Raw genomic sequence first — 12,710 nt, forward strand, 5'->3', positions numbered from 1 at the left:
TAGAGGGAGAGCCACCCTAACTCTCCCCTTACTTATATTTAGGACTTACGCATTGAAAAGAAATCTCGTTGGTCTGGGCATCGGTTATGAGGCTGAAAAGCTCATTACCTCGTTGAAAATTTGGCTGAGTGCGTAAGTCCTAGATGCGTCACGTGGGGTATTGCCCTACTTTTCACTAAAAAGGTTAAGGCTGGCGGTGGTGCTGGTGCTGATTAATGGATTTTAGATTTTAGTTTTTGGATTGCTCGTCAATTAAAAATCCAAAATCTAAAGGGTTATTTATTTGGGCTGGAGCAACACTGTAGCAACTGTAAATCGCCTTGATTAGGTGGCGATATTGTACTTTTTTGGGTCAATAGATTTCTGGCTTTTTCCAGGGAAGCGATCGCTTCTTCTTTCTTACCTTGCTGCCACAGCGCTTGTCCCAAATTTTGATGCGCTTCGGCATAGTTAACATCGATCTCAAGCGCTTTTCTAAACGAGGCAACTGCCTCATTAAACTTACCTTGCTTGAGTCTAATAATCCCTATGGCATTGTAAGCAACGGCAGATTTAGAATTTAGGCGAATAGTTTGCTGATATTCTCTAACTGCTGCTGCTATTTTGTTTTGACGGTAAAGAGCATTACCCAACTTGTAGTGAATTAAGTCGTCATTGCGGTAGAGTGCGACCAGGTTGCGGAAGATTGATTCTGCACCTGCAAAATCTTCAGCATTGTAGAGGTTATTTGCTTCGTCAAGCAAGCGCGATCGCTCTGATAAATCTTTTTGCTGTGGTTCGGGTTTTTCTGGTTGCTGTTTGCCCAATTCTTCGCATTCCCTGCGCTCAACATCATCCAGCGGTTTTGAGCCGATAAACCTTTCTGCCACATCGCTTTGAGAATTGCCTCTAATTAAGCATTCCTCAAGGTTAATAGCAAAATTAGGTTGAATTAGTAGCAGAGGCGACATACCAAAAACAACATATATGAATGGGGTAATGTATGGAAAAACTTTGCTGTTTAGTTTCATTAGAGCGTACAGATTAGTAACCTAATCCAAGAATAGTTTAGCTATGGAAGAGATACAACTTAAAGCCGCGATCGCGCTTGATTGTTCCAGAAGTTCAGATCCCCGACTTCTCTAAGAAGTCGGGGATCTCGCCTTCGCCAGTATCCCCGACATGAATCTACTTAAATCTGCTTGTTTAGCTTCTTCACTTCCTTATGTACGCTGAGGCCAATCTGCAATGATTCGTTGAGTAGATGGCTATATTCATTGACTTGCTCGCTCAAATTGACTGACATCAAATTACTAAGATTGTCTTCCAGGTCGGTAAATAATTCTTGATAGCTGCTAAGAAACTTATGATGTTTTCTCATAAGCTTTTCAACTTGCAAAGCACCCATCAGGGTTTCTTTAGTCAGACTTAGGGCTTGAACGACTTCTTTTCTTGTGCTGAGGTTAGTAGATCTAGAATGTGTGTGACTCGCTGATTCTAGATTGTCGATGAGAGCGATCGCGTGAATTACGCGATTGTATTTATCCACTTTCTCCAGTAATTTAGCTAAAGATTTTACTTGCTCAAGTTGTTGCCAAAGATAGATATTCCACATCAAGACACCCAACACAGAAATGCCTAAAATTAGCCTTAATAACTTGGCGGCAATAGCTGTATTCTCAACTAAATTTTCAGTATTGCGAAGTACAATCAAACTCACTGGCATGACGAAAATAACTATCAAGATGAAGATAAACACTTCCGTCAGAAGAGCTGATAGCATCTGCTTCGAGTTTTTGAGGATAAATCCTCTATAGACATCAATCGCCAAGGCAGTGCTAGTATCTAGATCGACTAAATTTTCTAGCTCCTTTGTTGTCAGCAGTAAATTTTCTAGATCGGGCTGCATATCAGTTTGTTCCTGCTACCTGCTTAACTCAAACCTAGTGCGCCAGTAATTACTTGCCAAATATGAACGTAAAAGTTACTTTCAAGTTTGCGGAATAGCTCGAAAGGTCTCTCAGGACTTCCAAAAAAAGGTCTGAGTATCCATCCCAGCTGACTTCCGACAAAGCCATATAGCACCAACCAATATTGGATAAGATTGGTGCGATTTTTCGTAATTTCAGAATCTTTGTCATTGAGAAATTTCGCGCTTTGGTAAAAGTTGTTTACTCCAATCAATCCAGTAATCGTAAAAACTGCTACGTTCAAAAGCTTAAAAAATTGATAATCGTCAATCGACAAACGAAAGAATAGCGTAATTGGCGCAAAACTGAACAGCATCACGCCAATGAGTGCCATTGAGGCTAACAGCAAAGCTAGGTATTGTCCAAAAGTGCGCTTAGAGCCGGAAATTGCCTCGGAAAAATATAAAGTAGGTAAACAGATAGCCATTGTAATTAAGTACAAGGCTGGTAGTTTAAAGGCGGAAGCAAATATTTGCATCGGGACGGTTGTGGAACCGATAATTGCACCATAAAGTGCAAAAAATAGCGAGCTAATAATTAGTAGAGAAACAATCTTTTTTTCAAGTCTTATCCCCTTACTAACCTCTTCCAAAAAATTCTGGCGATCGCGTAATAAGTGCATTAAGATTGTGAAGTGGTTCATGGCATCTCCTCCTATCAGACATTTAGATATCGCTTTACAGATCTCTCAGGCTCCCGCCTCAAACTTGTGGGAATACACCAGGAAATTGTTACAAACCTTTACAAAATGTGTGGACTGACCGAGGAGCAAAGGAGTCGGAGAGAAGCGTTAGCCAATCCCCTGTTATGAACGAACGGGATGAGCGGCTAGGCACGCTAATTGAGGCAGTACGTCAGCATCCAGCGGGGAGCCTCAGCTGGCGAAAAGCGATGAATCAACTGTTGATGGAAATTCAGCAACTTCCAGGATTGGCAAGATCCGCTCACCCGGATTACTTAGAAGCTTTGGATGATACATTGCTGAAATTGGGTGATGAGATACACGAATTTGAACCCAGGCAACCCTCTCTAGAGAAGAGTTTGGTGGCTTGGATTAACCTCAAATTGCGTTTGAAATATCAAGTGCGGGACTTGCATTCCTCGCAGCAGACTCGTGCCAAAAATCCCAAGAGTTCTCAGGAGGAATTTCAAGAACAAGTGAGGAAACCGCCCCTCTCGCTGGATGTTCCCTTGGGGGATGGGGCGAGTGAAACTTTTGGCGATCGCTTGGCGGCTTCAGTTCCCTGTACGCTATTTGAAATAGAAGCCCAGACTAAGCGAGAACAGGAAGAGGGGAAAAATCGCAGAATTGGGGTTCAGCTAAAGCAATATATAGAAAAAGACCCAGAAGGCAAACTTCAACGCTGTCATCCCCAGTCTCATCCTGAGTGTAACTGTCAAATTCTCAGCCAGCGATTGCTATTAAAATATCCACCCGACCAACTTGCTGTTGTGGCAAGGGATCTCAACATTAATTACAACACCCTGAACTGGCATTGGAAAAACAAGGGGCTTCCACTTCTTCAAGCGATCGCCAGAACTTTGGGCTATCAACAAAATCGAGAAGACTTATGAACAGTATTGCACCCCCTCCTCTTATCGTTCCCCTCCCAGACACCGCCCACCAGCTAGCGCGAGAGTTTGCATCTGAACAAGCAACTCCCGAAAAGGGGGTGCGCGTATATCTCAATACCCTAGCTGTCTGGGCAGTTCACCGCTATCTAAAATGGCTGAGATACGACACGGATCTTGCCTCAAGCGACAGTTGGCATCCTGGTATGCGAGCAATGTTTGATGTGGCGGATCTGGTGGTGCCCAACTTAGGTAAGTTAGAGTGCCGTCCCGTTTTGCCAGGGGAGAAATCTGTTATGCTACCGCCAGAAGCGATGCAAGACCGAGTTGGCTATGTGGCAGTTCAGTTTGGATCGGGTGACAATCTAGGGGAACCAGTTTATTTACAGGAAGCACAGCTAATTGGATTTGCCCCCGCGATCGCTACTGACGATCCGCCAGAGGAACTGCAACTTAGTAGCTTGCAATCCCTCGATGCAATGATTGACTATTTAGAGCAACTCGAATCGGCGCTGTCCCCTGCACCAAACAAGACGCGATCGCAGCTAAACAACTGGTTACAAAATCTATTCGAGTCAGGTTGGCAGACAGTTGAGCAAGTGTTGACGCCGCAAACGCCGCTTTTAGCATTACGCAGATCGACTGTAAGACGGGCAAAGCCAATTGAGTTGCAAACAAATACAGTTGTTTTAATTGTCACCATCCACCCAGAAAATCGCGAAAGATTGGGCATCCATCTGCAAGTTTCTTCTGTCAATCCACAAATAGCATTGCCAACTCAGCTTAGATTACTGGTACTTACAGGATCTGGGGAAGTATTCAGAGAAATTATCGCCAGCGGTACTGACACCTTCATGCAATATGAATTCAGCGGCCAAGTGGGGGAACAATTTAGTATCAAAGTAGCGTTAGGAGATATTAGCATCACAGAAGCATTTGTCATCTAGGATTTACAGATAATAAAAGTCTTGTATGAGTGGGTTTAGATTGATAATTCAAAATCCTATAGTCCTGTTCCAGACGCGATATATCTCGTCTCGGACAGGGATTCACGAATCATTTAGGACTGCTATAGGTGCTTTGCAATCCATTCCATCGCGTTAAACTGTTTTAGTAAGTATTGGTGGAATCCTTTTAGAGCGATCGCTTCCCTACGGAACTATGCAAGTCACAGAACAGCGATACTACACTCCAGAGGAATACCTGGAACTAGAGGACTCAGCTGAGTACAAAAGCGAATACATTGATGGTCAAATCATTCCAATGGCAGGTGCATCGACAAATCACAATCGGATAGCAGGTAATTTCTATGCTGCGTTAAACTTTGCGCTTAAACAACAGGATTACGAGGTTTTCATTGGGGATGTACGTTTGTGGATACCCAACAAGCGTATCTATACTTATCCAGATGTGATGGTTGTCGAGGGAGAACCAGAATATTTTGACAATCGCACAGATACGATTACTAATCCCCAAGTCATTGTAGAAGTCTTGTCACAATCTACTAAAGGTTACGACCGCGAAGGTAAATTTGAAGCTTACCGGACGCTAGCAACACTTCAAGAGTATTTGTTAATCGACCAAACCCGAATTCATGTAGAGCAGTTTTCTAAAACGGGAAAGAAGCGATGGACGCTGTGTGAATATGACGAGGAAGATGAAGCGATCGCCCTTAGTTCAGTTTCTTTTGAGATTTCACTGCTAGATTTGTACAACAAGGTAAAGTTTGAGGTAATTAATTCGGAGGAGGAATAGCCTTCGGTATAGCTAGCTCCTCGGCTAACACTTCTCGCTTTAATTCTGATAAATTGGGTGGAACAGCCTACCATTATTTTAAATAAAACAGCAATGATGGATTGGAATAAGCTCCTGACAGCTAAAAGACTCCGCAAGACAGAACCAGAAGATCGCAAGCTTGATCGTACTCCCTCTGAGAGAGACTACGATCGCCCTCCCTTTCAGAGAGACTACGATCGCCTGGTGTTTTCCTCACCTTTTCGTCGCCTCAAAGATAAGACCCAGGTTTTCTCTCTGCCCACAAATGATTACATTCGCACTCGTCTAATTCACAGCCTTGAGGTTTCCTGTGTCGGTCGTTCCCTTGGCAGGATTGTTGGGGGTGAAATTATAAAAAGACACAAGCTTGATAATTTCAGTGCTTCAGACTTTGGTGACATTGTTTCTGCTGCTTGTTTAGCTCATGATATTGGTAATCCTCCCTTTGGTCATGCTGGAGAGGATGCTATCCGTACAGGATTTAAACTCTGGTACAGCACTGTTAACCATGTAGGTGAGGAACTTCTCAGCCAGACTCAAAAAGCTGACTTTGATTCATTTGAGGGCAATGCACAAGGCTTTCGTATTCTTACGAAGCTAGAAATGTACCGTGAAAAAGGAGGAATGCAACTCACCTGTCCAACTTTAGCCGCTTTCACAAAATACCCTAGAGAGTCTTTTATCCCAGAATCTATCTTGAACTGTTATCCAGGTAGAAGTGTTAAAAAATATGGTTTCTTCCAAGCAGAAAAAGAGTTATTCACTGAGGTAGCAGAAACGGTTGGATTAATCCGCCGTGATGATAAGACAGCCTGGTGGTCTAGACACCCACTTGCTTTTCTGGTTGAAGCCGCAGATGACATTTGTTACTCAATTGTTGATGTAGAAGACGGCTATCGCATGGGCTATATTTCTTTTAAGAAAGCTAAAGATTTGCTGAACGAAATCGCAGAAATCCCAAAAACTGATTTTAATGCTGCTGATAGCGGTGCAGAAAAGGTAAAGCGTCTGCGTGCTAAAGCTATAAACGAATTGATTCAGGAAGTTGTCAAGATTTTTCTAGATAATGAACCAGACATACTCTCTGGTAACTTTGACAAAGATTTGTTATCTAAAAGCAAGTACCAAAAACATCTTGACGACGAGATTAAAACGAAAACCCGTAAGGCTGTCTTCCAACACCCTGATGTTGTTGGTATTCAGATTGCTGGATACGAAGTTTTAGGAAAATTGTTTGGTGAATTTGTTAATGCAGTCCTGCATGAAAGTGAAAAGGGCAAATTGATCCGTCATATGCTGCCCGAAAAGGAGGGCCACGAGCCTGATGAAGATACCTATAATAAAATTCTCAAGATTACAGACTATATCTCTGGCATGACTGATTCTTACGCTACCAGTTTATTCCAACAATTTAGCGGTATTTCCTTGGGATAAGGATAATTTAATCAAGCTAACCATTGATGACTAATCCATCGCTCAACTCAAGGCAATGATGTGGATATACAAACTTTTGTTGAGAGACGGGTAGGAGTTTCGCAAAAAGCGATTCCTGAGTTTTGTCAGCGTTGGCACATTTATTTTTAATTCAAACCCAAATGTAAGTTAAGTGCAGCATCTACCAATTGCATCAGTTCCTTACTCAAAGTTCCCAGAGGTTCGCCCTCAATTCGCTGCTTAGAAATTGTCCTTACTTGCTGCGCCTGCACTTTAGAAGTTTTGGGTAGACCGCTATCCTCTGGATTAAGTAAAACTTCAAAAGGATAGGCACGGCTAACATTAGATGTAATTGGCAAAATTGTTACTGTGGTGGCGGCGCGGTTATTAATATCATTGCTGACTATTGAACCGGACGACGTTTATCCATCTCAGAACCAACCGCAAGACTGAGATTAGCATAATAAATTTCACCACGTTTCATTAGTCAATCCATCTGCAATTGTTACATCCCAAGTTGGCTCAATTTCTTGTGATGCTTGTCGGTAAGCCTCCTCAAGTGCGTCCTGTTGGAGTTCTTGTAATCGTTCTTGGTATATGTCTTGCTGTTGTTCAAGGAGTTTGACACCTGCAAGGATGACGTCGATCGCACTATTGTATTTGCCACTGATGAGTTGGCGCTGCACAAGGGCTTCAACTTCAGGTGGTAGGACGATTTGCATGATGTTGGCACAGAGGAGTTTTGGCTCTATTGTAGGCGATCGCATCTCCCACCACTTCTTGAAGTCCACTGACACCAACGAGCGATCGGATCGCTCTCCCCTGGTCTCATCTGGGCGAGGTTTAAGACTATATTAGTGCTGTAGCAGTTTGATCCCTGAGAGTCCCGAAAGCAGGCAGCAATGGAAAAGTTAGTCATCCTGGATATCGATGGTGACTTGCATCAGGGAGCAATAGCAACGCTGGAAATTCGCGAAGATGGCAAGCGTGCTGTAACCCAAACCCGTGCTAAAGGAAAATTGCCTCCAGCGCCAGAATTGATCGAACAGTGCGATCGCTGGCAGTCTCTCTATCGCAATCTATCGTTTTTGTTTCGCCTGGAAGAACGTGGCGGACAAATCGCCCAAGGTTCCACAAAAGATATACTCGATTCTTGCCGCCAGTCTGCTGAGACCTTAGCAGATAGTTTGACAACTTGGCTCAAAGCAGAGTCATTTCGCCCGATTCGAGAAAAATTACTCGAAAAACTGTCGCCATCAGATACGGTGCGGTTGATTCTGCAAATAGAAGACAACCAACTGCGACGACTCCCCTGGCATTTATGGGATTTTTTCGAGCGTTACCCCAAGGCAGAAGTAGCGCTGGGGGCAACAGCTTACGAAAGGGTGGAAAATTTAGGGCAATTTCGGGAAAAGCCTAGAATATTAGCAATTTTGGGCAACGGTAACGGTATTGATATTGAAGCAGACCGACGGTTACTTTCGAGTTTGCTCTGCGATGCAGAAATTGTTTTTCTCGTGGAGCCGCAACGCCAACAACTATATCAACAACTCTGGGACTCAGCAGGCTGGGATATTCTGTTTTTTGCCGGACATAGTTCCAGCCAAGCGACTGGGGAAACGGGTGAGATTGAGATTAATAGTAGCGATCGCCTCACTATAACTGAGTTAACTTATGCTCTAAAAAAAGCGATTGCACGCGGCTTACAGTTAGCAATTTTCAACTCCTGCGATGGACTAGGTTTGGCAAGATCCTTAGAAAGCCTCCACATTCCCCAAATCATCGTCATGCGGGAACCAGTACCCGACTTGGTTGCCCAAGAATTTCTTAAATATTTTCTCACGGCTTTTGCTAGCGGTGAATCTTTTTATACGGCTGTCCGAGAAGCGCGGGAACAGTTGCAAGCTTTAGAAGATCGATGCCCATGTGCCAGTTGGTTGCCAGTCATCTGCCAGAATCCCACATCCAATTTTAGATTTTGGATTTTAGATTTTGGATTGGGTTCTGAGGATGAACGGCACGAGGTTTTAGAACCCAACACTCCAGCCGATAATCCAAAATCTACTACCATAGCGGCGCGTAGGGTAGTCCAAAATCCAAAATGTCCTTACCAGGGTTTGTCTGCATTTCAAGAAGCAGATGCACAGTTCTTCTTTGGAAGAGAAGCTTATACAGAAAAACTGTTGCAAGCCGTATACGAGCGATCGCTTGTAACCACAATTGGCCCTTCTGGTAGCGGTAAATCATCAGTTGTCTTTGCTGGTTTAATTCCTCGCCTGCGTCTGACACAAGACTGGCTAATTGTTAGCTTTCGTCCTGGAAACCGTCCCTTTTTGAAATTGGCAGAACAGCTAATTTTGCTCTTAGAACCAGACTTAAGCGAAACCGACCGCCTGGTTGAAATCAACAAACTAGCAACAGCAGTTCAGCAGCGGGACTTGGCATTGGCGGATGTAGTCGAGCGGATTTTGCACAAAACAGCGATCGCTAGGGCGTGTTTTCAAACTTCGCCGCCAGATTCAGATCCCCCCCAGCCCCCCTTAAGAAGGGGGGAGAATTCAGTCAAAGTCCCCCTTTTTAAGGGGGATTTAGGGGGATCTGCGAGTTTGAAAACAGACCCTACCCGTCTGCTTTTAGTCGCCGATCAGTTTGAGGAATTGTATACCCTTTGCCCCGGAGTAGAAACCCGTCAGCGCTTTTTAGATGAATTGTTAGCAACTGTCAACCAAGCGCCAAACTTTACCCTAATTCTGACTTTAAGAGCGGATTTCTGCGAATACGCGCTCTCTTATCATCCATTTGCCTCTGCATTGCAGCGCTTCCCACCAGAATTTTTGGCGCCAATGAGCAGCGAGGAACTGCAAGCCGCCATAGAAAAACCAGCCGCACAGCTAGGGGTACAGATAGAAGAAGGACTGCGATCGCGCATTTTAGATGCCGTTAGTTGCGAACCCGGTCAACTGCCATTGCTACAGTTTGCCCTTACCTTGCTATGGGAACAACAATGCAACGGTATCCTTACCCATGCTGCCTATGATGCCATTGGGGGTGTCGAACAAGCACTCGCAAGTTATGCGGAAAAGGTCTACACCGCACTCAAGTCGGCAGAACAGCAACAGGCAAAGCAAATATTTCTGCAACTTGTACATCCCGGTGAAGGTACGGCGGATACTCGTCGCATCGCCACTTGTACTGAGGTAGGACAAGACAATTGGAACTTAGTCACGCGCCTAGCTGATGCTCGTTTAGTTGTCACCAGACAAGATGAAGCAACGAGCGTTGAAACTGTCGAAATCGTCCATGAAGCACTCATCCGGGAATGGCAACGGTTGCGTCAGTGGCTAGAAGAAAACCGCAGCTTCCGTACTTGGCAGGAGCGATTGCGTACAACCATGCGCCAGTGGGAAACCAGCAACCAAGACGAGGGAATACTGTGGCGGGGTGCGCCGTTGTTGGAAGCGCAACATTGGTACGCGGAACGTTCGGCGGATCTGAGTTTAAAAGAGCAGAATTTTATACAGGCGAGTTTGGCACTGCAAGCACGAGAGCTGAGGATACGCGATCGCCGCCGCCAACAAGTTATCGGGGGACTGACGACCGCTTTGCTAGGAACAGTATTGCTAGTTGCGATCGCCACCTGGCAATGGCAGCGAGCCGAATCTAACGCAGTCGATGCCCAACTCAATGATTTAAGTGCCTCTTCAGCAGAACTTTTAGCCTCGAATAAAGAACTAGAAGCGCTGCTGGAAAGTTTAAAAGCAGGTAGACAACTGCAACGCGCCAGTAAGGTAAATCCCGATACTCGCATTCGAGTTTTAACTGTATTGCAGCAAGCAGTCTACGGTGTGAGAGAGTATAACCGTCTGGTACATCGCAGAACTGTAATTGGCGTCAGTTTTAGCCCGGATGGAAAGACCATAGCCTCTGCAAGCGATGACGGGACGGTTAAACTTTGGCGCAAAGATGGCACGCTGTTAAAGACCCTTGGGGGTCATACCGCCAATGTCAGGAGTGTCAGCTTCAGTCCTGACGGTCAAATGCTGGCTTCTGCGAGTTATGACAATACTGTGAGACTTTGGCGACAAGACGGGAAGGCGATCGCTATTCTCATCGGCCACTCTAACAAAGTTAATAGCGTTACTTTTAGCCCCGATGGTGAGATTCTAGCCTCTGCCAGTGCCGACAAAACCGTAAAACTCTGGCGAACGAGCGGAACCCCCATCGCAACTTTGAAAGGTCATCGCTCTTGGGTGACGAGTGTTAGTTTCAGTCCAGACGGCCAAACTTTAGCTACGGCTGGTACAGACAAAACAATTAGACTCTGGAGCCGGGATGGTAAGTTGCTAAGTACTTTAAATGGGCATAAGGCTTCTATCAACAGCGTCAGTTTCAGCCCCAATGGTAAGATGTTGGCTTCTGCCAGCGGGGACAAAACGGTAAAACTCTGGCAACGGGATGGAAAGCTAATAAAAACTTTGACAGAACACAACGATAAAGTTTGGTCTGTGAGTTTTAGTCCCGACGGTTTAACTTTTGCTTCTGCTAGTGCGGATAAGACGGTGAAGCTTTGGCAAATGGATGGAAGGGCGATCGCTACTCTTAAAGGTCACACTGCTTCTATTTACACCGTTAGCTTCAGTCCCGATGGTCAAAGCATAGCCTCAGCCAGTGCAGATGCTACGGTTAAACTCTGGCATCCTAATCTGCAAAAGCTTCCTACTTTGCAGAACCATAATTCTGATGTTTGGGGTGTAAGTTTTAGTCCAGATGGCCAGGCTTTGGTTTCCGCCAGCGGGGATAAAACTATCAAGCTTTGGCATCCAAATGGCAGCGCGATCGCTAATCTCAAAGGACACGCTGCTGCGATTTACAGCATTAATTTCAGCCCTGACGGGCTAAGTTTTGCTTCCGCTGGTGCTGATAAAACGGTTAAACTTTGGCATCGAGATGGCACGCTTTTGAAAACTTTTAATGGGCATAGTGGCGATGTCTTTGGTGTGAATTTTAGCCCCGATGGCCAGACTTTAGCCTCAGCTAGTGCTGACAAAACCGTGAAACTTTGGCATCGGGATGGGAGGGCGATCGCTACGTTGATAGGGCATAAAAGAGGGGTTACAAGCGTCAGCTTTAGTCCCGATGGTCAGATGTTGGCCTCTGCCAGTGCTGACGAAACTATTAAGCTTTGGCGACTTGATGGGAGTTTAATAACAACGTTGGAGGAGCATAGTGCTGATGTTTTGAGCGTGAGTTTTAGCCCTCAAGGTAGCGTGTTAGCTTCTGCTAGCGCTGATGGAAGTGTAAAAATTTGGAGCCTCGGCGGTCAGTTGCTTAAAACTTTAACAGGGCATACAAATCGCGTTAATAGCATCAGCTTCAGCCCCAATGGTGAAATTATAGCTTCTGCGAGTGCTGACGGAACTGTAAAACTTTGGAATGTTAGCGGCAAATTACTTAAAACTCTTAAGGGGCATAGTTCTAGCGTTTTGAGCGTAAGTTTTAGCCCGGATGGTCAAACTATCGCTTCAGCTAGTAGCGATCGCACTATTGTTTTGTGGAATTTTGATCTTGATGCTCTACTGGTTTTAGATTGTGCTTGGATGCGCGACTACCTGCGATCGCGCTCCATACTTGCAAGCGATCGCCATCTTTGCGATAAGTAGAAGCCATCTTTTTTGGAGAGTATATATTCCCCTAAATAAAATTCGCCATAACTGTAAGTACCTGCAACTCAAATTGAATTTATTTATTTTGCGATTAATGCTGATTGAGGACCTCATCAGGAAAGCGATCGCGCTTTTTAAATTTAGATGTAGCTGGTGAAAGTGAGATAACCAGGCTGTGGAGATCGCGCTTTGGTGGGAAGCTAACGGGTGCGCTTGTGCATAATTTTACCAAAACTGATTTCACGTCCCTGGCCCAGGCGATCGCGCTTTCCTCATTTCGGTTAACCGGACTGGGTGATTTCCTATCTCTATGAGC

The 12,710-nt window shown here is 44.9% G+C and carries 11 protein-coding genes; 6 read left to right on the forward strand and 5 right to left on the reverse strand.

The genetic code is table 11. The annotated features are described in order from the left end of the window. Nucleotides 1-275: 275 nt before the first annotated feature. From H6F77_RS20540 to H6F77_RS20550, 3 genes are all read right to left on the reverse strand, one after another. Nucleotides 276-1,010 (reverse strand): tetratricopeptide repeat protein, encoded by a 735-nt coding sequence (locus tag H6F77_RS20540; RefSeq protein ID WP_190490658.1) that lies wholly within the window; start codon nt 1,008-1,010, stop codon nt 276-278. Nucleotides 1,011-1,171: 161 nt separating this feature from the next. Next, entirely contained in the window at nt 1,172-1,888 is a 717-nt protein-coding gene (locus H6F77_RS20545; protein ID WP_190490661.1) for a hypothetical protein, read from the reverse strand. A gap of 23 nt (nt 1,889-1,911) precedes the next feature. Beyond that, nucleotides 1,912-2,592, reverse strand: a complete 681-nt coding sequence (locus H6F77_RS20550; protein ID WP_190490662.1) for an actin-binding WH2 domain-containing protein — start codon at nt 2,590-2,592, stop codon at nt 1,912-1,914. Nucleotides 2,593-2,699: 107 nt separating this feature from the next. Here H6F77_RS20550 and H6F77_RS20555 point away from each other — a divergent pair, with 107 nt between their 5' ends. The 4 genes from H6F77_RS20555 to H6F77_RS20570 all read left to right on the forward strand — a co-directional run bounded on the left by H6F77_RS20555 (nt 2,700) and on the right by H6F77_RS20570 (nt 6,731). Then, nucleotides 2,700-3,524 (forward strand): hypothetical protein, encoded by an 825-nt coding sequence (locus H6F77_RS20555; RefSeq protein WP_190490664.1) that lies wholly within the window; start codon nt 2,700-2,702, stop codon nt 3,522-3,524. Next, nucleotides 3,521-4,468: a DUF1822 family protein gene (locus tag H6F77_RS20560; RefSeq protein WP_190490665.1), complete on the forward strand. Its 948-nt coding sequence runs from the start codon at nt 3,521-3,523 to the stop codon at nt 4,466-4,468. Before H6F77_RS20555 ends, H6F77_RS20560 begins: the two co-directional genes overlap by 4 nt. A 214-nt stretch (nt 4,469-4,682) precedes the next feature. Continuing rightward, nucleotides 4,683-5,276, forward strand: a complete 594-nt coding sequence (locus tag H6F77_RS20565) for a Uma2 family endonuclease (protein WP_190490667.1) — start codon at nt 4,683-4,685, stop codon at nt 5,274-5,276. Nucleotides 5,277-5,369: 93 nt separating this feature from the next. Then, the gene (locus H6F77_RS20570) at nt 5,370-6,731 is read left to right on the forward strand and encodes a deoxyguanosinetriphosphate triphosphohydrolase (protein WP_199321461.1); all 1,362 of its coding nucleotides are present in this window, start codon (nt 5,370-5,372) and stop codon (nt 6,729-6,731) included. A gap of 146 nt (nt 6,732-6,877) precedes the next feature. Here the strand turns inward: H6F77_RS20570 and H6F77_RS20575 are convergent, their stop codons facing one another. Both H6F77_RS20575 and H6F77_RS20580 read right to left on the reverse strand, forming a co-directional pair. Continuing rightward, nucleotides 6,878-7,090: a type II toxin-antitoxin system PemK/MazF family toxin gene (locus tag H6F77_RS20575; protein WP_255515821.1), complete on the reverse strand. Its 213-nt coding sequence runs from the start codon at nt 7,088-7,090 to the stop codon at nt 6,878-6,880. Nucleotides 7,091-7,201: 111 nt separating this feature from the next. Further along, nucleotides 7,202-7,522 carry a ribbon-helix-helix domain-containing protein gene (locus H6F77_RS20580; RefSeq protein WP_309228893.1) on the reverse strand — a complete coding sequence of 107 codons (321 nt, stop codon included), beginning with the start codon at nt 7,520-7,522 and terminating at the stop codon, nt 7,202-7,204. Nucleotides 7,523-7,633: 111 nt separating this feature from the next. Here H6F77_RS20580 and H6F77_RS20585 point away from each other — a divergent pair, with 111 nt between their 5' ends. Both H6F77_RS20585 and H6F77_RS20590 read left to right on the forward strand, forming a co-directional pair. Continuing rightward, entirely contained in the window at nt 7,634-12,391 is a 4,758-nt protein-coding gene (locus tag H6F77_RS20585) for an nSTAND1 domain-containing NTPase (RefSeq protein ID WP_190490668.1), read from the forward strand. A 104-nt stretch (nt 12,392-12,495) separates the two neighbouring features. Continuing rightward, nucleotides 12,496-12,708: a hypothetical protein gene (locus H6F77_RS20590; protein ID WP_190490670.1), complete on the forward strand. Its 213-nt coding sequence runs from the start codon at nt 12,496-12,498 to the stop codon at nt 12,706-12,708. The last annotated feature ends 2 nt before the right edge of the window (nt 12,709-12,710 follow it).

This window comes from Microcoleus sp. FACHB-831 (genome assembly GCF_014695585.1).
Lineage (GTDB): Bacteria > Cyanobacteriota > Cyanobacteriia > Cyanobacteriales > FACHB-T130 > FACHB-831.

Excerpts from the sequence above, each read along its gene's own strand:
- H6F77_RS20560 (WP_190490665.1), top strand. The coding sequence starts at position 3,521 with ATGAACAGTATTGCACCCCCTCCTCTTATCGTTCCCCTCCCAGACACC.
- H6F77_RS20545 (WP_190490661.1), bottom strand. The coding sequence starts at position 1,888 with ATGCAGCCCGATCTAGAAAATTTACTGCTGACAACAAAGGAGCTAGAA.
- H6F77_RS20550 (WP_190490662.1), bottom strand. The coding sequence starts at position 2,592 with ATGAACCACTTCACAATCTTAATGCACTTATTACGCGATCGCCAGAAT.
- H6F77_RS20540 (WP_190490658.1), bottom strand. The coding sequence starts at position 1,010 with ATGAAACTAAACAGCAAAGTTTTTCCATACATTACCCCATTCATATAT.
- H6F77_RS20585 (WP_190490668.1), top strand. The coding sequence starts at position 7,634 with ATGGAAAAGTTAGTCATCCTGGATATCGATGGTGACTTGCATCAGGGA.
- H6F77_RS20570 (WP_199321461.1), top strand. The coding sequence starts at position 5,370 with ATGATGGATTGGAATAAGCTCCTGACAGCTAAAAGACTCCGCAAGACA.
- H6F77_RS20565 (WP_190490667.1), top strand. The coding sequence starts at position 4,683 with ATGCAAGTCACAGAACAGCGATACTACACTCCAGAGGAATACCTGGAA.